At 73.3% G+C, this 19,033-nt stretch carries 19 protein-coding genes; 5 read left to right on the top strand and 14 right to left on the bottom strand.

The window, feature by feature from the left end:
• Positions 1 to 5 precede the first annotated feature (5 nt).
• The 5 genes from IE177_RS14230 to IE177_RS14210 all read right to left on the bottom strand — a co-directional run bounded on the left by IE177_RS14230 (position 6) and on the right by IE177_RS14210 (position 4,783).
• The gene (locus tag IE177_RS14230) at positions 6 to 1,205 is read right to left on the bottom strand and encodes an acetylornithine transaminase (RefSeq protein ID WP_190015686.1); all 1,200 of its coding nucleotides are present in this window, start codon (positions 1,203 to 1,205) and stop codon (positions 6 to 8) included.
• Complete coding sequence (argB, locus tag IE177_RS14225; RefSeq protein ID WP_190015685.1) at positions 1,202 to 2,110, bottom strand: acetylglutamate kinase; 909 nt, start codon at positions 2,108 to 2,110, stop codon at positions 1,202 to 1,204. The genes IE177_RS14230 and argB overlap by 4 nt, the downstream gene beginning before the upstream one ends.
• A complete protein-coding gene (gene argJ / locus IE177_RS14220) occupies positions 2,107 to 3,258 on the bottom strand; it encodes a bifunctional glutamate N-acetyltransferase/amino-acid acetyltransferase ArgJ (RefSeq protein ID WP_190015684.1) in 1,152 nt (383 codons plus the stop codon). The genes argB and argJ overlap by 4 nt, the downstream gene beginning before the upstream one ends.
• Positions 3,255 to 4,283 carry an N-acetyl-gamma-glutamyl-phosphate reductase gene (gene argC, locus IE177_RS14215; protein WP_190015683.1) on the bottom strand — a complete coding sequence of 343 codons (1,029 nt, stop codon included), beginning with the start codon at positions 4,281 to 4,283 and terminating at the stop codon, positions 3,255 to 3,257. The genes argJ and argC overlap by 4 nt, the downstream gene beginning before the upstream one ends.
• Before the next feature lie 80 nt (positions 4,284 to 4,363).
• Positions 4,364 to 4,783 carry a GtrA family protein gene (locus IE177_RS14210; protein ID WP_190015682.1) on the bottom strand — a complete coding sequence of 140 codons (420 nt, stop codon included), beginning with the start codon at positions 4,781 to 4,783 and terminating at the stop codon, positions 4,364 to 4,366.
• A gap of 152 nt (positions 4,784 to 4,935) precedes the next feature.
• Here IE177_RS14210 and IE177_RS14205 point away from each other — a divergent pair, with 152 nt between their 5' ends.
• Positions 4,936 to 5,379, top strand: a complete 444-nt coding sequence (locus IE177_RS14205) for a DUF6314 family protein (protein WP_190015681.1) — start codon at positions 4,936 to 4,938, stop codon at positions 5,377 to 5,379.
• On the opposite strand, the gene IE177_RS14200 is transcribed toward IE177_RS14205, so the two are convergent.
• Genes IE177_RS14200 through IE177_RS14190 form a run of 3 tightly spaced genes read right to left on the bottom strand, consistent with a single transcriptional unit; the run spans position 5,361 to position 7,962 of the window.
• On the bottom strand, positions 5,361 to 5,954 hold the full coding sequence (locus tag IE177_RS14200; protein WP_190015680.1) for a histidine phosphatase family protein: 594 nt from the start codon (positions 5,952 to 5,954) through the stop codon (positions 5,361 to 5,363). The two genes, IE177_RS14205 and IE177_RS14200, sit on opposite strands and share 19 nt — an antisense overlap.
• A 52-nt stretch (positions 5,955 to 6,006) precedes the next feature.
• Positions 6,007 to 6,468: a GNAT family N-acetyltransferase gene (locus tag IE177_RS14195; RefSeq protein ID WP_190015679.1), complete on the bottom strand. Its 462-nt coding sequence runs from the start codon at positions 6,466 to 6,468 to the stop codon at positions 6,007 to 6,009.
• 60 nt (positions 6,469 to 6,528) lie between these two features.
• Positions 6,529 to 7,962: an aminotransferase-like domain-containing protein gene (locus IE177_RS14190; protein ID WP_190015678.1), complete on the bottom strand. Its 1,434-nt coding sequence runs from the start codon at positions 7,960 to 7,962 to the stop codon at positions 6,529 to 6,531.
• On the opposite strand from IE177_RS14190, the gene IE177_RS14185 reads away from it, so the two are divergent.
• The gene (locus tag IE177_RS14185) at positions 7,961 to 8,908 is read left to right on the top strand and encodes a DMT family transporter (protein WP_190015677.1); all 948 of its coding nucleotides are present in this window, start codon (positions 7,961 to 7,963) and stop codon (positions 8,906 to 8,908) included. The two genes, IE177_RS14190 and IE177_RS14185, sit on opposite strands and share 2 nt — an antisense overlap.
• A gap of 20 nt (positions 8,909 to 8,928) precedes the next feature.
• Positions 8,929 to 9,129, top strand: coding sequence for a DUF1918 domain-containing protein (locus IE177_RS14180; RefSeq protein WP_190015676.1), 201 nt, complete (start codon positions 8,929 to 8,931; stop codon positions 9,127 to 9,129).
• A 19-nt stretch (positions 9,130 to 9,148) separates the two neighbouring features.
• Here the strand turns inward: IE177_RS14180 and IE177_RS14175 are convergent, their stop codons facing one another.
• Entirely contained in the window at positions 9,149 to 10,441 is a 1,293-nt protein-coding gene (locus IE177_RS14175) for a glycoside hydrolase family 10-like protein (protein WP_444545618.1), read from the bottom strand.
• A 168-nt stretch (positions 10,442 to 10,609) separates the two neighbouring features.
• Between IE177_RS14175 and IE177_RS14170 the strand changes: the two genes are divergently transcribed.
• Both IE177_RS14170 and IE177_RS14165 read left to right on the top strand, forming a co-directional pair.
• Positions 10,610 to 11,470, top strand: coding sequence for a 3-hydroxybutyryl-CoA dehydrogenase (locus IE177_RS14170; RefSeq protein ID WP_190015675.1), 861 nt, complete (start codon positions 10,610 to 10,612; stop codon positions 11,468 to 11,470).
• Positions 11,471 to 11,664: 194 nt separating this feature from the next.
• Positions 11,665 to 11,925: a hypothetical protein gene (locus IE177_RS14165; RefSeq protein WP_190015674.1), complete on the top strand. Its 261-nt coding sequence runs from the start codon at positions 11,665 to 11,667 to the stop codon at positions 11,923 to 11,925.
• A 5-nt stretch (positions 11,926 to 11,930) separates the two neighbouring features.
• Here the strand turns inward: IE177_RS14165 and IE177_RS14160 are convergent, their stop codons facing one another.
• The 5 genes from IE177_RS14160 to pheS form a co-directional block, all read right to left on the bottom strand.
• The gene (locus tag IE177_RS14160) at positions 11,931 to 12,467 is read right to left on the bottom strand and encodes an NUDIX hydrolase (protein WP_190015673.1); all 537 of its coding nucleotides are present in this window, start codon (positions 12,465 to 12,467) and stop codon (positions 11,931 to 11,933) included.
• Between the two features lie 65 nt (positions 12,468 to 12,532).
• Positions 12,533 to 13,873 (bottom strand): NsdA family TPR-like regulatory protein, encoded by a 1,341-nt coding sequence (locus IE177_RS14155; RefSeq protein WP_190015672.1) that lies wholly within the window; start codon positions 13,871 to 13,873, stop codon positions 12,533 to 12,535.
• Between the two features lie 206 nt (positions 13,874 to 14,079).
• A complete protein-coding gene (locus IE177_RS14150) occupies positions 14,080 to 15,141 on the bottom strand; it encodes a PP2C family protein-serine/threonine phosphatase (protein ID WP_190015671.1) in 1,062 nt (353 codons plus the stop codon).
• Positions 15,142 to 15,378: 237 nt separating this feature from the next.
• The gene (pheT, locus tag IE177_RS14145; RefSeq protein ID WP_190015670.1) at positions 15,379 to 17,892 is read right to left on the bottom strand and encodes a phenylalanine--tRNA ligase subunit beta; all 2,514 of its coding nucleotides are present in this window, start codon (positions 17,890 to 17,892) and stop codon (positions 15,379 to 15,381) included.
• Entirely contained in the window at positions 17,892 to 19,013 is a 1,122-nt protein-coding gene (gene pheS / locus IE177_RS14140; protein ID WP_190015669.1) for a phenylalanine--tRNA ligase subunit alpha, read from the bottom strand. Before pheS ends, pheT begins: the two co-directional genes overlap by 1 nt.
• Positions 19,014 to 19,033 lie beyond the last annotated feature (20 nt).

Here is a 19,033-nt window from a genome sequence, read left to right as displayed (position 1 = left end):
TCGTCTCATTCCCCGGATCGTCCGTCCCCGTCGGCTGCGTCGAGGATGCCGGGCAGCGCCTGGAGCAGGGCACCCGCCTCGTCGTCGCGGAGGTTGAGCGGCGGCATGAGCCGTACGACGTCGGGGGCGGGCGCGTTCACCAGGAACCCGGCCTCCTGGGCCGCCTGCTGCACCTGCGGCGCGCGCGGCCCGGTGAGCACGATACCCAGGAGCAGTCCGGAGCCCCGGACGTGGTCGACCAGCGGGTGGCCCAGCGCCTCGATCCCCTCGCGCAGCTTCTCGCCCTGCCGCTTGACGTTCTCCAGCAGGCCCTCGCCGGCAATGGTGTCCAGCACGGCGAGACCGGCGGCGCAGGCGACCGGGTTGCCGCCGAAGGTCGTGCCGTGCTGGCCGGGCCGGAGCAGGTCGGCGGCGCGGCCGAAGGCGACGGTGGCGCCGAGCGGCAGTCCGCCGCCGAGGCCCTTGGCCAGCGTGACGACGTCCGGCAGGACTCCCTCGTGGGCCTGGTACTCGAACCAGTTGCCGGTGCGGCCGATGCCGGTCTGCACCTCGTCCAGCACCAGCAGGGCGCCCGTGGCGGCGGTGATCGCGCGGGCCGCCTTGAGATAGCCGGCCGGGGGCACGACGACCCCGTTCTCACCCTGGATCGGTTCGATGACGACGAGGGCCGTCTCCTCCGTCACCGCGGCGGCCAGCGCCTGCGCGTCGCCGTACGGGACGTGCGTGACGTCGCCGGGCAGCGGCAGGAAGGGCTGCTGCTTGCCGGGCTGGCCGGTGAGCGCGAGGGCGCCCATCGTCCGGCCGTGGAACCCGCCCTGGGTCGCGACCATGTGCGTCCGCCCGGTGAGCCGGCCGATCTTGAAGGCGCCCTCGTTGGCCTCGGCTCCGGAGTTGCAGAAGTAGACCCTGCCGTCCCGGCCGAAGAGCTGCAGCAGGCGCTCGGCGAGGGCGACCGGCGGCTCGGCGACGAACAGGTTGGAGACATGGCCGAGGGAGCCGATCTGCCGGCTCACGGCCTCCACCACGGCCGGGTGGGCGTGGCCGAGCGCGTTGACCGCGATGCCGCCGACGAAGTCGAGGTACTCCTTGCCGTCGGCGTCCCACAGCCTGGCGCCCGCACCGCGCACGAGGGGCAGCCGCGGGGTGCCGTAGTTGTTCATGAGCGCGCCCTGCCACCGCGCGGTCAGCTCCTGGTTGCCCGTCATGACTGCTCCCCCTCGGTCTCGTCGGGCACGACCATCGTGCCGATGCCCTCGTCGGTGAAGATCTCCAGCAGGATCGAGTGCTGCACCCGGCCGTCGATGACGCGGGCGGTGCGCACGCCGCCCCGCACCGCGTGCAGGCAGCCCTCCATCTTCGGGACCATGCCGGCGGACAGCTCCGGCAGCAGCTTCTCCAGCTGGGCGGCGGTGAGCCGGCTGATCACCTCGTCGGAGTTCGGCCAGTCCTCGTAGAGCCCCTCGACGTCGGTGAGGACCATGAGGGTCTCGGCGCCCAGTGCCGCAGCGAGTGCCGCAGCCGCCGTATCAGCATTGACGTTGTAGACATGTCCGTCGTCCTGGGACCGGGCGATCGAGGACACGACCGGGATGCGGCCGTCGGCGAGCAGTGCCTCGATGGCGCCGGTGTCGATGGCGGTGATCTCGCCGACCCGCCCGATGTCGACGCGTTCGCCGTCGATCTCGGGCTGGTGCCTGGTGGCGGTGATGGTGTGGGCGTCCTCGCCGGTCAGGCCGACGGCGAGCGGCCCGTGCTGGTTGAGCAGGCCGACCAGCTCGCGCTGCACCTGCCCGGCCAGCACCATCCGTACGACGTCCATGGCGTCCTCGGTGGTGACCCTGAGGCCCGCCTTGAACTCGCTGACGATGCCGTGCCGGTCCAGGGCCGCGCTGATCTGCGGACCGCCGCCGTGCACGACGACCGGCCTGAGGCCGGCGTGCCGCAGGAAGACGACGTCCTGGGCGAAGGCGGCCTTGAGTTCCTCGTCCACCATGGCGTTGCCGCCGAACTTGATGACGACGGTCTTGCCGTGGTGCCGGGTCAGCCAGGGCAGCGCCTCGATGAGGATCTGGGCCTTGGGCAGTGCCGTGTGTTTGCGCGTCGTGGTCATGAGGAGTAGGCGCTGTTCTCGTGGACGTAGTCGGCGGTGAGGTCGTTGGTCCAGATGGTCGCGGTCTCGTCGCCCGCGGCGAGGTCGGCGACGATGTGCACCTCGCGGTAGCGCATGTCGACCAGTTCCCGGTCCTCGCCGACCGAGCCGTTCCGGCACACCCAGACGCCGTTGATGGCGACGTTGAGCCGGTCGGGCTCGAACGCGGCCCGGGTGGTGCCGATGGCGGACAGGACGCGGCCCCAGTTGGGGTCCTCGCCGTGGATCGCGCACTTGAGGAGGTTGTTGCGGGCGATGGAGCGGCCGACCTCGACGGCGTCGTCCTCCGTCGCGGCGCCCACCACCTCGACCTTGATGTCCTTGCTGGCGCCCTCGGCGTCGCCGATGAGCTGGCGGCCGAGGTCGTCGCAGACCTCGCGCACGGCCTCGGCGAACTCCTCGTACCCGGGCGTGACGCCGGAGGAGCCGGAGGCGAGCAGCAGCACGGTGTCGTTGGTCGACATGCAGCCGTCGGAGTCGACCCGGTCGAAGGTGGTACGCGTCGCCGCGCGCAGCGCCTTGTCCAGCACGCCGCTGTCCACGTCGGCGTCGGTGGTGAGGACGACCAGCATGGTGGCGAGGCCCGGCGCGAGCATGCCGGCGCCCTTGGCCATGCCGCCGACGGTCCAGCCGTCCTGGACCGCCACGGACGTCTTGTGGACGGTGTCGGTGGTCTTGATGGCGATGGCGGCCTTCTCGCCGCCGTGTTCGCTGAGGGCACCGGCCGCCGTCTCCACGCCCTTGAGGAGCTTGTCCATCGGCAGCAGGACACCGATCAGGCCGGTGGAGCAGACGGCGATCTCGATGGCGCCCCGGCCGAGCACCTCGGCCGCCTTCTCGGCGGTGGCGTGGGTGTCCTGGAAGCCCTGGGGACCGGTGCAGGCGTTGGCGCCGCCGGAGTTCAGGACGACCGCCGACACCTGGCCGCTCCTGAGGACCTGCTCGGACCACAGCACCGGCGCGGCCTTCACGCGGTTGGAGGTGAAGACGCCCGCGGCGGCACGGCGGGGCCCCTCGTTGACCACCAGGGCCAGGTCGGGGTTGCCGTTCTCCTTGATCCCGGCGGCGATGCCCGCCGCCGTGAATCCCTTGGCTGCCGTGACGCTCACGGTGCGACTCCGATCGTGGAAAGTCCCGTGGTCTCCGGGAGACCCAGGGCGATGTTCATGCTCTGTACGGCACCGCCGGCGGTGCCCTTGGTCAGGTTGTCGATGGCGCTGATCGCGATGACGCGGCCCGCGGCGGCGTCGTACGCGACCTGCACCTGCACGGCGTTGGAGCCGTACACGGACGCCGTGGCCGGCCACCGGCCCTCGGGGAGCAGGTGGACGAAGGGCTCGTCGGCGTAGGCCTTCTCGTAGGCGGCGCGGACGGACTCCGCCGTGACCCCGGCGACGGCCCTGGCGTTGCACGTGGCCAGGATGCCGCGCGGCATCGGCGCGAGGGTCGGTGTGAAGGAGACGGAGACCCGCTCCCCGGCCACCCTGCTGAGGTTCTGGACCATCTCGGGGGTGTGCCGGTGGCCGCCCCCGACGCCGTACGGCGTCATGGAGCCCATGACCTCGCTGCCGAGCAGGTGCGGCTTGGGCGCCTTGCCCGCGCCGGAGGTGCCGGACGCGGCGACGATCACCGCCTCGGGCTCGACGAGCCGGGCCGCGTGGGCCGGGAAGAGGGCGAGGGAGACGGCGGTGGGGTAGCAACCGGGCACCGCGACGCGCTTGGACCCCTCCAGCGCGGCGCGGGCACCCGGAAGTTCGGGGAGGCCGTAGGGCCAGGTGCCGGCGTGCGGGGAGCCGTAGAAGCGCTCCCAGTCGGCCGCGTCCGCGAGCCGGAAGTCGGCGCCCATGTCGATCACGAGGACGTCCGGGCCGAGCTGCTCGGCCACGGCGGCGGACTGCCCGTGCGGCAGCGCCAGGAAGACGACGTCGTGCCCGGCCAGGTTCTCCGCGGTGGTCTCGGCCAGTACACGGCCGGCCAGCGGCAGCAGGTGCGGCTGGAGCGCGCCGAGCCGCTGACCGGCGTTCGTGTTGCCGGTCAGGGCGCCGATCTCGACCTCGGGGTGCGCCAGGAGCAGCCGCAGGGCCTCTCCGCCCGCGTATCCGCTCGCTCCGGCCACCGCCACACGTACCGCCATGTCCACCCTCCTCTGGATGGCATGACTATACGTATCGATGCACGTTTATGCAATCGCTCGCGGCGGACGGCAGGCGGCCGTCATGCCGGAATGCGGGGCCGGTCGCCGGTGACGGGCCCGGCGGGCCCGGCGGGCCCGGCGGGCAGCATGATGCGCCGCGAGACGACGAACGTCACGGGGATCGCCGCCGCGGAGGCGAGCAGCGGGGCGAAGCGGCTGGACGCGTGGAGGACGTCGACGATCACGTACACGCCCACGGTCGTGACGAGGAAGTTGGTGGCGTTCGTCAGCGGGAACAGCAGGAACTTCCGCCACGTGGGTCTCGTCCGGTAGGTGAAGCGCGCGTTGAGGAAGAAGGACCCGATCATGCTGAGCGCGAAGGCCAGGAGGTGCGCGCCGAGGTAGGGCAGCCAGTGCAGCAAGAACAGGTAGAGGCCGAAGTACACGGCCGTGTTCACGGCACCTACCACGGCGAAGGTGGCGATCTGTCGCGCAAGCATGGCTCCCAGCATGGTCGTTCGCGCGTCCGCGGGGGCCGTGACGACGGTGATGCTGGTCACAGGCAGTAGGGCGCCGGCCCGCTCGCCGGGAAGGTGTAGGAAGTAGGGGACGGGCACGCCGGCGGGGCGTGCGCACCGGGGCGAGGAGGACGATGGACGGGTTCTGGCCCGTGGCGGACGTGCTGGCCCATCTGGCCGGGCGTTGGCGGGTGCGGCGGAGCGTGCGGGACCTGGCGGGCGGCGCCGGCGGGCACTTCGAGGGAGCCACGGTCTTCAGCCCGCTCGACGGCGGGGGCCTGCTGCACGTGGAGTCGGGGACGTTCACGTGGCAGGGCGTGGCCCGGCCCGCGACCCGCACGCTGCGGTTCCTGCCGGGGAGCGCGCCGGGCACGGCGGACGTACGGTTCGCGGACGGCCGGCCCTTCCACGAGCTGGACCTGACCTCGGGGCACTGCGCCGTCGTCCATCCCTGCGCGGCCGATCTCTACCGGGGCGAGTTCACCGTCCGGGACCCCGCCCACTGGCGCTCGCGGTGGCGGGTCGGCGGCCCGGCGAAGGACCTCCTGCTCACCACCGACTACGCACGCGAGGGCTGAGGGCGGACGCCGCTCAGGCAGAGGTTCCAGCGGCCCGAACGGCCGGCCACGGTGGTCGTGCACAGCGGGCGCACGTCGATGTTCCAGTAGGTCGAGGGCGGCGCCTTCAGGGCGTAGACCAGGGCCGCGCGGATCACCGAGGGCTCGGCGACGGCCACGATCCCGCCGCCGTCGTCCACCGGCCGGGTGTCGAGCCAGCCGCCGACCCGGGAGATGAAGGCCAGCAGCGACTCACCGCCGTGCGGTGTGGCCCGCGGGTCGGCGAGCCAGGCGTCGACCGCGTCCGGCTCACGGGCCATCGCCTCGCCCAGCGTCAGCCCGCGCCAGCGGCCCATGTCGCAGTCCCGCAGGGCCGGCTGCACCAGCGGGGCGTACCCCAGGGCGTCGCCGGTGGCCCGGCTGCGCGGGGTGGGCGAGCAGTAGCGCAGCTCGGCCGCCGCCAGTGGCAGCAGGTCCCCGGCGGCGCGCTGCACCTCTTCCCAGCCGGCCAGGTCCAGCGGCCGGTCGTCATCGAAGCGCTCCGCGAGCAGGGGGGTGCTGCGCGCGGCGGCGACGAACGTCACCCTCAGTGGCATGCCGTGATGGTGAGCCGAGTGAGTACGCGGGTCAAGACCTGTTACCGGGGAGTTACCGCGGGTATGCCGATGCTTGCTCCACGGGAAGGTGGACCATCCACTGCTCCGGCCGGTCCAGCGGCCGGAAGCCGGCCTTCTCGTAGACGCCCTGCGCGTCCTGGGTGGCCAGCAGGATCCGGCGCAGGCCGAACGGCCGGAGGTGGTCGCGGATGCGGCCGACGAACGCCGTGCCGACGCCCTTGCCGCGCACCGAGGGGTCGACGTACACGTCGGCGAGCCAGGCGAACGTCGCCGTGTCGGTCACCACGCGCGCGTACGCCACCTGCTCTCCCGAGGCCCGCTCGTAGACCCCGAAGTTCAGGGAGGCCGCCATCGCCGCGTCGTGTGTCTCACGGGGCCGGCCGATCGCCCAGTAGGCGTCGGTCGACAGCCAGCCGTGGACGCGGTCGGCGTCCACTCGGGCGGGGTCGGCGGAGAACTCGTAGCCGTCGGGAAGGCCGGGCGCGTCGGTCATGCGCCGATCCTCGCAAGCCGGCGGGAGGGCCGTCGACCGGGTTTCCGCCGGGCGGTGCTCCTACCGCGCCTCGTCCCAGGCCGCGCGCAGCCGCCGTACGCCGTCCGTGATCTCGTCCGTGCCGGCGACCGCCGCGAAGCTCAGCCGGACGTGGCCGGCCGGGGGTTCGGCGCTGAAGTAGGGGCGGCCGGGGGCGAGGGCGACGCCGGTGCGCAGGCAGGCGGCGGCGAAGGCGGACTCGTCGGCGCCGTCGGGCAGGCGCAGCCACAGGTGGTATCCGCCGGACGGGACGTGCGGGAGGGCCAGTTCGGGCAGGTACCGGGCGAGCGCACTCGTCATGGCGTCACGGCGGGCCTTCAATTCGGCCGCCAGGACCCGCAGATGACGTGCCCAGGCCGGCGAGCCGACGAGCTCCAGGGCGGCCTCCTGCAGCGGCCGGGGGACGAAGAAGCTGTCCACGACCTGGATGGCGCGCAGGCGTTGCAGCACCGGGCCGCGCGCGGCCAGCGCGCACACCCGGAAGCTGGGCGAGGCCGCCTTGGTCAGCGAGCCGACGTGGACGACCACACCGTCCGGGTCCTCGGCGGCCAGCGGGCGGGGCAGCGGGCTCGCGTCGGCGTGCACCAGGCGCCGGACGAAGTCGTCCTCGACGACGAACGCGCCGGCCTCGCGGGCGATGCGCAGCACCTCGGCGCGCCGCCTGGGGGCCAGGACGGCGCCGGTGGGGTTCTGGAAGAGCGGCTGGCAGACGAACACCCGGGCGCCGCTGGCCCGGAAGGCATCGGCGAGCAGGCCGGGACGCACCCCGTCGGAGTCCACGGGCACCGGCACTGGGCGCAGGCCGGCCGCGCGGGCGAGGGCCAGCATGCCCGGGTAGGTCGGCGACTCGACGAGGACCGGGGCGCCGGGCGGGGCGAGCGCGCGCAGAGCGGTGGCCAGCGCGGCCTGGCCGCCCGCCGCGATCAGCACGTCCGCCGCCGTGACGGTCCCGCCGATCGAGCGCGCGAACCACTCCCGCAGCTCAGGCAGTCCCTCCAGCGGTGGCCTCCCCCAGGCGCCCGGCCGCCGCCCGGCCCGGGCCAGGGCCGCCGCCATCGCCCGCTCCGGCTGCAGGGCGGGATGCAGATAGCCGCCGTTGAACTCCAGCACTCCGGGCGGCGGCGCGGCCAGCGAGGCCAGGACGCCGAAGGCGTCCACGGTGCGCGGCACGAGGTCACTCGCGCCGTCGGCGCTCAGCGCGATCTCCTGCCAGGAGGTGTCCCCGGCCGGGGCCTGCGCCGCTCGCGGCCGGGCCCGGAAGGCGCCGGCCCCGGGCCGGGTGACCACCAGGCCCTCGGCGGCCAGCTGGGCGATGGCCCGGGAGACGGTCACCGGACTCACCCGGTACCGCTCCACCAGCGCCCGGCTCGACGGCAGCTTCTCATCCGGGGAGTAGCGGTTCACCTCCCGCCGGAGCTGTTCTGCCAGTTCACTCACACTGCTACGCTCCTGCATGAGAGCACACAGTAGCGCTATTGACGCGACCCCGATAGCGGTCACCGCACCCCGGGAGCACCGTGCCCTGGGCACCGGACTGGCGGCGCTCGGTGTCGCCTCCTTCTCGCTGACCTTCCCGGCCACGGCCTGGGGTCTGGAGGGCTTCGGCCCGTGGACCCTGGTGGCGGTGCGCAGCGTCCTCGCCGCGCTCGTCGCGGGCGGTTGCCTGCTGGCGGCGGGGGCGCGCCCGCGTGCGGGCGGCCGGGCGCGGGAGGGGGTACGACTGCCCGGGCGGCAGCACCTGCCGGGGCTGGCCGTCGTCGCCCTCGGCGTGGTGCTGGGCTTCCCGATGCTGACGACGCTCGCCCTGCAGACCTCCACCACCGCGCACGCCGCCGTCGTGGTGGGGCTGCTGCCGCTGACCACCGCCGTGTTCTCGGCCCTGCGCCACGGCAGCCGGCCCTCCCGCCGGTTCTGGCAGGCGGCCGTGGCGGGCGCGGCGGCCGTGCTCGCCTTCACGATCGGCCAGAGCGGCGGCGCGCTCACGGCCGCCGACGGCTACCTGTTCGCGGCCCTGCTGGTCTGCGCGGCCGGGTACTGCGAGGGCGGCCGGCTGGCCCGGGTGATGCCGGGGTGGCAGGTCATCGGCTGGGCGCTGGTGCTGTGCCTGCCGCTCACCGTGCCGGCCGCCGCCGTCGCGCTGGCGTACGAGCCGGTGCACCTCACCGCGCACGGCGTCGCCGGTGTGCTGTGGGTGGCGCTGGGCTCGCAGTTCCTCGGCCTGGTCGTCTGGTACCGGGGGATGGCGGCCATCGGGGTGCCCCGGGCCAGCCAGTTGCAGTTGGCCCAGCCGCTGCTCACACTGGTGTGGTCGGCGCTGCTGCTGGGCGAGCACTTCACGGCGGCCGCTCCCCTGACCGCGGTCGCGGTGCTCGTGTGCATCGCCGTCACCCAGCGGTCGTGAACGTTGAGGAGGGCCTGTAGATGCACGCATCCAAGGGCGACCGCCTTGTCCAGCACGGCAGGGTGGTCGGCCAACACGACCAGGTCACGGAAGTCGTCGAGGTGATGGGCACGGACGGCAATCCGCCGTACCGGGTCCGCTTTCAGGACGGACGTGAGGCCGTGATGTCCCCCGGCCCGGACTGCGAGGTCCGTCACCAGGAGGAGCGCAAGCCGCAGTAGCTGCGGACGAGGCGGTGGCTCAACGCGGTGGCTTCGCCGATCGCTCGTAGTGATCGGCGACCACGCGCGCCATCGCCCCGATGGGGTCCGCCGCCACCTCCTTGCCGGCGAAGAACACATGCCCGCGCACCTGCGGATGAGCGGCGGCGAGGGTCAGATGCCGGGACAGCTCGACCGGGTCCTGCCAGGCCGACGGCTCCTCGGCGGCGCCCGCCTTGTACAGGGCCTCGCCGAGGTACAGGTGTGTCCGCGTGCCGCGGGCGGTCTCGGCCCACCAGGCGGCCAGCTCCGCGTAGTCGGCGTCGGCGTAGCCGATGTGCCAGTACAGCTGCGGGACCACGTAGTCGATCCAGTTCTCCCGGACCCACTTGCGGGTGTCCGCGTGCAGGTCGTCGTACGTCTGGACGCCCGCCTGCGTGTCGGAGCCGCGGGGGTCGGTCGCGGCGTTGCGCCACACCCCGAAGGGGCTGATCCCGAACCGGGTGCCGGGCCGGACCCGCTCGATGCCGGCGGCCATCTCCCGCACCAGCCGGTCGATGTTGTCCCGCCGCCAGGCGGCCCTGCTGCCGAACGCGCCGCCGTGGCGGTCGTAGGCGTCCGCGTCGTCGAAGGTCTGGCCGGCTACCGGGTAGGGGTAGAAGTAGTCGTCGAAGTGGACGGCGTCGACCGGGTACCTGGCGACGGCGTCGAGCATCGCCCGCTGGACGAAGGCCCGGACCTCCGGCAGGCCGGGGTTGTAGTGGAGCCGCCCGTCGTAGGGCACGACCCAGTCGGGGTGCCTGCGGGCGGGGTGGGAGGCGGTGAGCCGGGTGGGGTCGGCGTGCAGGGCGATCCGGTAGGGGTTGAACCAGGCGTGCAGTTCCAGGCCCCGGGCGTGGGCCTCGCGCACCGCGGTGCCGAGCGGGTCCCAGCCCGGATTCCGGCCCTGGCGACCGGTGAGGCACTCCGACCAGGGCTCGTACGGCGAGGGCCACAGGGCGTCCGCGGTGGGCCGCACCTGGAGGATCACCGTGTTCAGCCGGTCGCGCACCGCCTTGTCGAGGTGGGCCGTCAGTTCCCCGCGCTGGGCGGCCGCGGTCAGGCCGGGCCGCGAGGGCCAGTCGCGGTTGGTGACGGTCGCGAGCCACACCCCCCGCATCTCCGCGGGCGCCCGCGACGCACGGCCGGCCTCCGGCGCGGGCCGCCCCGCCGCGGCGCGTGCCGCCGTCCCGCTCCGCGGTGCCGCCGCGCCGCAGGCCGCCGCGCCCCCGCCCGTGGCGGCGAGTACCGACAGGGCCGACAGCGTGAAGACCCGCCGTGACATGCGCGCCATCCGGCCACCTCACAGTCCGGATCCGCTCCGTCGCGGATCGTCGTGGGCCCCAGGATGCCCCCACCCGCGCGATCGATCATCGATATCTGCCGGTAACGTGCACGTTCGGAGCAGGCGCCGAACCCGGAGGTCCTGCCGGACCCGGAGAACACCAGCGAAGGGAACGATGTGACCGACATCGAGCGCGTCGGAGTCGTGGGCTGCGGCCAGATGGGCGCGGGCATCGCCGAGGTGTGCGCCCGCGCGGGACTGGACGTGAAGGTCGCCGAGACCACCGGTGAGGCCCTGGAGATCGGCCGTACCCGGCTGTTCGGCTCCCTGGCCAAGGCCGCCGAGCGCGGCAAGATCACGGAGGAGGAGCGGGACGCCACGCAGGCGCGCCTGAGCTTCACCACCGACCTCGGCGAGTTCGCCGACCGCGACCTCGTGATCGAGGCGGTCGTGGAGAACGAGCAGGTCAAGACGGAGATCTTCCAGGTGCTGGACCAGGTGGTGACGCGCGCGGACGCGATCCTGGCGTCCAACACCTCCTCCATCCCGCTGGTGAAGCTGGCCGTCGCCACCTCCCGACCCGACCACGTGGTGGGCATCCACTTCTTCAACCCGGCCCCGGTGCAGGCGCTGGTCGAGCTGATCCCGGCGCTCACCACGTCCGAGGGCACCCTCAGCCGCGCCCAGGTCTTCGCCGAGAAGGCCCTCGGCAAGCACGCCATCCGCGCCCAGGACCGCTCCGGGTTCGTCGTCAACGCGCTGCTCGTGCCCTACCTGCTGTCCGCGATCCGGATGTTCGAGTCGGGTATCGCGAGCCGCGAGGACATCGACAACGGCATGGAGATGGGCTGCGCCCACCCGATGGGCCCGCTGAAGCTGTCCGACCTGATCGGCCTGGACACCATCGTCTCCATCGCGAACTCGATGTACGCCGAGTACAAGGAGCCGCTGTACGCCGCTCCCCCGCTGCTGCAGCGCATGGTCGAGGCGGGCCGGCTCGGCCGGAAGACCGGCTCGGGCTTCTACACCTACGGCTGACTACCGTCCGCTACGCCCGTGGGCCCGGCACCGGTTTCCGGTGCCGGGCCCGTCCCTTTCACACACCGTGTGCGCGCCGGGCCCGCATATGCCCGGCACACACGCTCCCCACGCGCCCACCAGGCGGGTTGACTCCTCATGCGCATGCAAGGGATGCGGAACCATCCCTGCCGACCACCGGAAGGAGTCGACCCGTGACCGCCGATCAGGAGCATCCCGTGGTCCACGGAGAACTCGCAGAGTTACGGCGCCGCCTCGACGTGGCCTACGCCCGCGTCGAGGGAGGGCTGGCCCTGCTCAGTCACCGCACCGAGGAGACCGCGAAGGAACTGGACGAGCTGAACAGCCGCATGAGTTCACTGGAGCACGCCCGCTGGCCGCTGCCGTCGCTCGCCGCGCTCACGGCACTGGGCGCCCTGGTCGTGGCGGTCTGGCAGGCGCTCGCCGCCCACTGAGGCCTTCAGCCCTCCGCGAGCCTGAGGTGGTGCAGCAGGAGTAACGCGGCCGCCATGTTGGCGGCCGGGACCTCCCCGCGGGCGATCAGGTCGGGGACGAGTTTGAGGGGGACCCACTCGCGGCGGTCCGACTCGAAGTCGTCCACGGGGTGTCCGGTGTACTCGCCCCGGTCGGACCAGTAGATGTGGTGCCGGGCGTCGGTGAGGCCGTTGGACGGCTCCACGCTCATGAGGTGGTGCAGGCGCCCCGGGCGCCAGCCGGTCTCCTCCTCCAGTTCCCTGGCGGCCGCGCTCGCGATGTCCTCGCCGTCCTCCACGACGCCGGCGGCCAGTTCCCAGCCCCAGCTGTCGGTGATGAAGCGGTGGCGCCACAGGAGCAGGACCTCGTTGGCCTCGTTGACCACCGTGGCGACGGCGACCGGCCGCAGCCGGATCAGGAAGTGGTCGAGGTGCCGTCCGTCCGGCAGCTCGACATCCGCGAGATTGACGCTGAACCAGCGGTTTTCATAGACAGTTTGTTCGTTCTGCTTCGTCCACTGCACGGTTCTGCCACCTTCCGCCGAGTAAGTGGCAATATCGCAGCAGGGACTGTGTACCCACAGGGGGCCTACAACGGCACGCGCAGCGCCCCGTCGATGAGTTCGGCGGCCTCGGCGGTCCCGGCGGAGCCGCAGCGCACCAGGTACTCGCGCACCGCGCGCAGCCGGTCGCGCAGCCGCTGGGACTCCATCCCGCGCGCCTGTTCGGCCATCTGCACCGCGCTGGCCACGGCCCGGTCGGCGTCGCCCTGGCGCAGTTCGATGGTGCTGAGCATGGCGAGCCGGTGCACCCGCCCGCGGTCGTGCGCCGGGTTGTCCACCGCCGCGGCCGCGTGCTCCCGGGCGGCGGCCAGCTCGCCGAGACTGAGCAGCGCCTCGGCCACCTGCACGTTGACCAGGCCGGGCTGGACGTAACCGGTCTCGTCGGGCTCGTGTCCGCGCATGATGCGGTCGGCGGCCGTCTCGGCGCGCCGGATGCAGGCCAGGGCGCTGCTCGAGTCGCCGAGGTGGGCGTACGCCTTGGCCTGCATCGCGTACAGGTCGGAGGCGAGGGCGGGGGTGATGTGCCGGCCGGCGGCGCGCAGCGCGGCCTCGGCGAAGGCGACGGCCTGGCGGTACTCCCGCATGAACAGCGACTGGTTGACCAGCAGGGCTATCACGTAGGCGCCGAGCCCCCGGTCCCCGCTGGCCTTCGCGAGCCTGAGCGCCTGGTGGAAGTAGCGCTGGGCGAGGCCGTGGGCGTCGGAGTCGTAGGCGCAGATGCCCGCGATCGCGACCAGCCCGCCGGTGGCCCGGTGCAGTTGGCGGCCGGTGGCGTCGGTGTAGCTGCCGCGCAGCAGCGGCGCGGCCTCGGCGTTGAGGAAGCCGACGATGCGCGTCCGGGTCGCTATGCCGCCGGCCTTGCGGTACAGCTGCTCGTAGTGCGCTCGGGCGGCGCGCAGCATCTCGATGTCGGCACAGGTCACCTGGTGCCGGCCACCGCGCGAGACGTCGACGTCCTCGGGCGGGTTCTCCCACTCCCACACCGGCATGACGGCGGGGGTGCCGGTGACGGCCGGGGCCCCGAGCACATGCGGCCGCTGCTGTTCGTCGGACCGCCACAGCGCGGTGGCACGCTCCACGAACCCGCCCAGCGACCCCGCGTGCGGCGCGCTCGGCTCGCCGGGCACCCCGAGGCCGATGTCGTCCAGGGTCACCGGCCGGTGCAGCCGCCCGGCCAGCACCTCGCAGATCAGGTCCGGCACCTGGCCGCGGGGCCGCTGGCCCTTCAACCACCTCGCCACGGCGGTGTGTTCGTAGCGAAGCGCGAGACCGCGCCTTCGGCCCGCCTGGTTCACGTGGGCGGCGAGCCCCGCGTGTGAGATCCCCGCCTCGTCCAGGATCGCGTCGAGCAGAGTGTTGGGCTGCATGGGATGCCCCCCGAGTCGCCTGGTGGGCTCAGCGTAGTGCCGGCCGGTTCACACGGGGTGTGAACCAAGTGCGCGCATCCGGCGGGTGCGCGCACTGTCGCGGAGAGTGGCGGGCCGGTTGACTGAAATCCCTCGCAAGAGGCCGGCCGGGCCGCCGGCTCCCCCTCGAAAAGCGGCGGCCCGGCCTTGGAGGCCACGCATGGTGGTCAAGGGTGCGCCGACGGCTGCTGGTCCTCCGTGGCCGGCCGCGCCCGGGCGGCGGCGCAGGTGCGGGGCCTCGCCCGCGCGTTGCGCAGGACCAGGACCGCCACGTCGTCGGCCGGCCGGCCGGCGGTGTGCCGCAGGAGGGCCGCGAAGACCGTGCGCAGCACCTTCTGGGCCGACACCGGCTCGTCGAGCACGGCCCGGCGCAGCGCGGCCGGCAGGGAGAAGAACCGGCCGCGGGCGTCCCTGGCGTCCTCCACGCCGTCCGTGAAGAGGACGAGGCACTCCCCCGGGAGCAGACGGCCGCACACGCCGGCCTCCAGTTCGGCGGGGAGCGCGAGGACGCCCAGGGGCGGCAGCGGATCGGCGTGGGCGAGGGGCTCCACACGGGTGCCGCTGAGCAGGTAGGGCCAGGGATGGCCGCAGTTGAGCGCGCGCACCTCCCCGTCCCGGGTGATCTCCAGGAGCAGTACGGTGACGAACTGCTCCGCCACCGGCGGCCCCGGGTCGCGTCCGCTCGACGGATGGCCCGCGCGGCAGCGCTCGCGCAGGTGGCGGGCGTGGGTCCGCTCCAGCCGCCGCAGAACTCCCGTGAGCCGGGGCTCGTCGTGGGCGGCCTCGCGGAAGCTGCCGAGGACGGCGGCGGCGGTGCCGAGCGCGGCCAGGCCGTGGCCCCGCACGTCGCCCATCACCACGCGGACACCGTGCTCGGTGGCGACGGCCTCGTACAGGTCCCCGCCGACGCTCGCGCCGCGGTCGGCGGACAGCTGGGCCGCCGCCAGGTTCAGTCCGTCGAGCCGGGGCGGCGGGGGCCGCAGCAGAACGCTCTGGGCGGCGCCGGCGACCCTGCGGGCCTGCCGGAGCTCGCGCACCAGGGCGCGGCGCACGTGCAGTATCAGCCCGGTGCCGACCACGAAGAACACGGCGCTGCTGACGATGCGCGCGCCGAGCCCCTCCTGCTGGGCGAGCGGGCAGCCGATCTTGTAGCCGACCGCCACGGCTCCCCAGACCGTGGGCAGTACCACTCCTCGCGCGGTGGGCGCCCGTGCCTTGATACGGATCATGCCGATGGACCCCCATATGGGCCTGACACAGCAGACGGACCGACCCCGAAAGGCCGGTCCGATTCTGTCGACAGGCAGGCCCCCGAAGGGATGGATCACCTCGGATTCCCACCCGAACGAGTGAGAACGCACTGGCCGGCCTGCATTTATGCAGCCGAAGCAGGGTCCTGTGCGTGAAAGGGCGCGGCCGGCCACGGGCATTCCGTGGCCGGCCGCGCCCGGCAGCGCCTGTGGCGGTCAGCCGCGCAGCACCGCGCCCGTCCGCTCGCCCGCGAGGGCGACCGCCGCGTCCCGGGCCGCGGACGCCTCGTCCACGGTCAGCGTGCGGTCGCCCGCCCGGAACCGCAGCGCGTACGCCAGCGACTTCCTCCCGTCGCCGAGCTGCTCGGCATTCTCGTAGACGTCGAACAGCCGGATGGACTCGAGGAGTTCACCGGCACCCTCGCGCAGCGCGGCCTCGACCTCGGCGGCCGGCACCGGCTTGTCGACGACCAGGGCGACGTCCTGTGTGGCGACCGGGAAGGAGGAGATGCGCGGCGCCTGCGGGACACCGTCACCGGCCGTCTCCAGGGCGTCGAGGTTCAGCTCCATCGCGCAGGTGCGCTCCGGCAGCCCGAGGGCCTTCAGCACGCGCGGGTGCAGCTCGCCGGCGTGGCCCACGACCTGCTCGGTGCCGTCGGCGACGACCACCAGCTCGGCGCAGCGGCCGGGGTGCCACGGACCGTACTGGCCCTTGCGGACGATCAGTTCGGCCCCGGCCTCACGCGCGACGGCGCGTCCCGCCTCGACGGCGTCGGCCCAGTCGCCCGGACGGCCCTTGCCCCACCAGCCGGCCTGCTCGCGCGCGCCCGCGAGGACGACGGCCGCGTGCCGCGGCTGGTCGGGCAGCGCGGCGTTCAGTCCGGCGAGCTCCTCGTCGGTGGGCCTCCGGTCGACGGGCAGGTGCGCGGCGGCGGGCCGCTCGTCGCGGGGGTGGAACACCAGCCCGGTCTCGAACAGGGCCAGGTCGTGCGAGCCCCGGCCGTCGTTGCGGCGCAGCGCGCCCAGCAGGCCGGGCAGCAGCGTCGTACGGAGCGCGGGCTCCTCGTCGCTGAGCGGGTTGACCAGCTTCACCACACGGCGGGCCGGGTCGTCCGCCGCCAGGCCGAGCTGGTCGAAGACCTGCTCGCCGAGGAACGGGTAGTTCGGTGCCTCGACGTAGCCGGCGCCGGCCAGCGCCCGGCCGACCCGGCGGTGCAGCCGCTGGCGGTGGGTCAGGCCGCGGCCCGACGGGGGCTTGGGCAGCGTGGAGGGCAGGTTCTCGTAGCCCTCCAGACGGATGACCTCCTCCGCGAGGTCGTTGGCCTCCGCGAGGTCGGGCCGCCACGACGGGACGGTGACGACCAGCTCGTCCTGCCCGTAGACGTCGCAGCCGACCTCCTGGAGGCGGCGCACGACCGTCTCGCGGCCGTAGTGCACGCCCGCGACCTTGTCCGGGTGGTCGGCCGGGACGGTGATCGTGTGCGGGGCGGACGGCGCGAGGATCTCGGTGACGCCGGCCTCGGCCGTGCCGCCCGCGAGCAGCACGAGCAGGTCCACGGTGCGCTGGGCGGCGGCCGCCGCGGCCTGCGGGTCGACGCCGCGCTCGAAGCGGCGGGACGCCTCCGACAGCAGCTTGTGGCGGCGGGCCGTGCGGGCGATCGAGACGGCGTCGAAGTGGGCCGCCTCGATGACCACGTCGGTGGTGGCGTCGGCCTCGCCCTCGTGGTCGGCGATCTCGGTGTTGGCGCCGCCCATGACGCCGGCGAGGCCGATCGGGCCGCGGTCGTCGGTGATCACGAGGTCCTCGGCGTGCAGCTTGCGCTCGACGCCGTCGAGGGTGACGAGCTTCTCGCCCTCCTCCGCCCGGCGCACGCCGATCGTGCCCTGGACCAGTCTCCGGTCGTAGGCGTGCAGGGGCTGGCCCAGCTCCATCATCACGTAGTTGGTGACGTCGACGGCGAGCGAGATCGGGCGCATGCCGACCTTCTGCAGCCGGCGCTGCAGCCAGATCGGGGAGCGCGCCTCGGGGCTCAGGCCGGTGACCGTGCGGGCGGTGAAGCGGTCGCAGCCGGCCGGGTCGGAGACCTTCACGGGGTAGCCGAAGGCGTTCGGCGCGGGCACGTCGATCAGGGCCGGGTCGCGCAGCGGCAGGCCGTAGGCGATGGCGGCCTCGCGGGCGACGCCGCGGATGGACAGGCAGTCGCCGCGGTTGGCGGTGACGGCGATGTCCAGGACCTCGTCGACCAGTTCCAGCAGCTCGACGGCGTCCTTGCCGACCTCGGTCTCCGGCGGCAGCACGATGATGCCGTGGGTGCCGTCGTCGCCCATGCCCAGCTCGTCGCTGGAGCAGATCATGCCGTGGGACGTCTTGCCGTAGGTCTTGCGGGCGGCGATGGAGAAGCCGCCGGGCAGCGTGGCGCCGGGCAGGACCACGACGACCTTGTCGCCGACCGCGAAGTTGCGGGCGCCGCAGACGATCTCCTGGGGCTCGCCGGTGCCGTTGGCCTGCCCGACGTCGACGGTGCAGAAGCGGATCGGCTTCTTGAAGCCCTCCAGCTCCTCGATGGTCAGCACCTGGCCGACGACCAGCGGGCCCTTGAGGTCGGCGCCGAGCTGCTCGACGGTCTCGACCTCCAGGCCGGCGGAAATGAGCTTGGCCTGGACGTCACGGCCGGTCTCGGTCGCCGGCAGGTCGACGTACTCCCGCAGCCAAGAAAGCGGGACCCGCATCAGATCTCCATCCCGAACGGCCGGGTGAACCGGACGTCACCCTCGACCATGTCTCGCATGTCTTCGACGTTGTGGCGGAACATCAGCATCCGCTCGATGCCGAACCCGAAGGCGAAGCCGCTGTACTTCTCCGGGTCGACGCCGCAGGCGGTGAGCACCCGCGGGTTGACCATGCCGCAGCCGCCCAGCTCGATCCAGCCCTCGCTGGAGCAGGTGCGGCAAGGACGGTCGGGGTCGCCGACGGACTCGCCCTTGCACACGTAGCAGAGCATGTCCATCTCGGCGCTCGGCTCGGTGAAGGGGAAGAAGTTCGGCCGCAGCCGGGTCTTCATGCCCTCCCCGAACAGGGTCTGGACCATGTGGTCCAGCGTGCCCTTGAGGTCGGCCATGGTCAGGCCCTCGTCGACGGCGAGCAGCTCGACCTGGTGGAAGACCGGGGTGTGGGTGGCGTCCAGCTCGTCGGTGCGGTAGACGCGGCCGGGGCAGATCACGTAGACCGGCAGCTCGCGGTCGAGCAGCGAGCGGATCTGGACGGGCGAGGTGTGGGTGCGCAGCACGACACCGGACTCGCTGCCGCCCTCCGGGCCCTGCACGAAGAAGGTGTCCGCCTCGCCGCGGGCCGGGTGGTCCGGGCCGATGTTCAGGGCGTCGAAGTTGAACCACTCGGCCTCGGCCTGCGGGCCCTCGGCGACCTCGTAGCCCATGGCCACGAAGATGTCCTCGATGCGCTCCGAGAGCGTGGTCAGCGGGTGGCGGGCACCGGCCGGTACGCGGTCGTGGGGCAGCGTGACGTCGACGTCCTCCTCGACCAGCACGCGGGCGTCCCGCTCGGCCTCCAGCTCGGCCTGGCGGCCGGCGAGCGCCTTGTTCACGGCGCCGCGGGCCATGCCGACGCGCTTGCCGGCGTCGGCCTTGGCGTGCGGGGGCAGGGCGCCGATCTCGCGGTTGGCGAGCGCCAGCGGGGATGCGGGGCCGGTGTGGGCGACCTTGGCCTCGTGGAGCGCCTCGAGGGAGTCCGCGGCGGCGAAGGCGGCGAGCGCCTCGTCCCGCATGCGCTCGATCTCTTCCGGTTTCAACGCCTCGACCTCGACAGGGTCGTACGACTTATTGGGTGCGGACATCTCTTCCCGTGCTTCCGATT

This window comes from Streptomyces lucensis JCM 4490, from assembly GCF_014650035.1.
GTDB lineage: Bacteria > Actinomycetota > Actinomycetes > Streptomycetales > Streptomycetaceae > Streptomyces > Streptomyces lucensis.
Note: the sequence above shows the minus strand (reverse complement) of the source record. Positions and strands in the feature narration are given on the sequence as shown.

What these genes read in the sequence shown, in the direction of transcription:
- IE177_RS14205 (WP_190015681.1), top strand. Translation starts at nt 4,936, where the DNA reads ATGGACGGGTTCTGGCCCGTGGCGGACGTGCTGGCCCATCTGGCCGGG.
- IE177_RS14230 (WP_190015686.1), bottom strand. Translation starts at nt 1,205, where the DNA reads ATGACGGGCAACCAGGAGCTGACCGCGCGGTGGCAGGGCGCGCTCATG.
- pheT (WP_190015670.1), bottom strand. Translation starts at nt 17,892, where the DNA reads ATGCGGGTCCCGCTTTCTTGGCTGCGGGAGTACGTCGACCTGCCGGCG.
- IE177_RS14150 (WP_190015671.1), bottom strand. Translation starts at nt 15,141, where the DNA reads ATGATCCGTATCAAGGCACGGGCGCCCACCGCGCGAGGAGTGGTACTG.
- IE177_RS14195 (WP_190015679.1), bottom strand. Translation starts at nt 6,468, where the DNA reads ATGACCGACGCGCCCGGCCTTCCCGACGGCTACGAGTTCTCCGCCGAC.
- IE177_RS14180 (WP_190015676.1), top strand. Translation starts at nt 8,929, where the DNA reads ATGCACGCATCCAAGGGCGACCGCCTTGTCCAGCACGGCAGGGTGGTC.
- argB (WP_190015685.1), bottom strand. Translation starts at nt 2,110, where the DNA reads ATGACCACGACGCGCAAACACACGGCACTGCCCAAGGCCCAGATCCTC.
- argC (WP_190015683.1), bottom strand. Translation starts at nt 4,283, where the DNA reads ATGGCGGTACGTGTGGCGGTGGCCGGAGCGAGCGGATACGCGGGCGGA.
- pheS (WP_190015669.1), bottom strand. Translation starts at nt 19,013, where the DNA reads ATGTCCGCACCCAATAAGTCGTACGACCCTGTCGAGGTCGAGGCGTTG.
- IE177_RS14210 (WP_190015682.1), bottom strand. Translation starts at nt 4,783, where the DNA reads ATGCTTGCGCGACAGATCGCCACCTTCGCCGTGGTAGGTGCCGTGAAC.
- IE177_RS14175 (WP_444545618.1), bottom strand. Translation starts at nt 10,441, where the DNA reads ATGGCGCGCATGTCACGGCGGGTCTTCACGCTGTCGGCCCTGTCGGTA.
- IE177_RS14185 (WP_190015677.1), top strand. Translation starts at nt 7,961, where the DNA reads ATGAGAGCACACAGTAGCGCTATTGACGCGACCCCGATAGCGGTCACC.
- IE177_RS14190 (WP_190015678.1), bottom strand. Translation starts at nt 7,962, where the DNA reads ATGCAGGAGCGTAGCAGTGTGAGTGAACTGGCAGAACAGCTCCGGCGG.
- IE177_RS14155 (WP_190015672.1), bottom strand. Translation starts at nt 13,873, where the DNA reads ATGCAGCCCAACACTCTGCTCGACGCGATCCTGGACGAGGCGGGGATC.
- IE177_RS14200 (WP_190015680.1), bottom strand. Translation starts at nt 5,954, where the DNA reads ATGCCACTGAGGGTGACGTTCGTCGCCGCCGCGCGCAGCACCCCCCTG.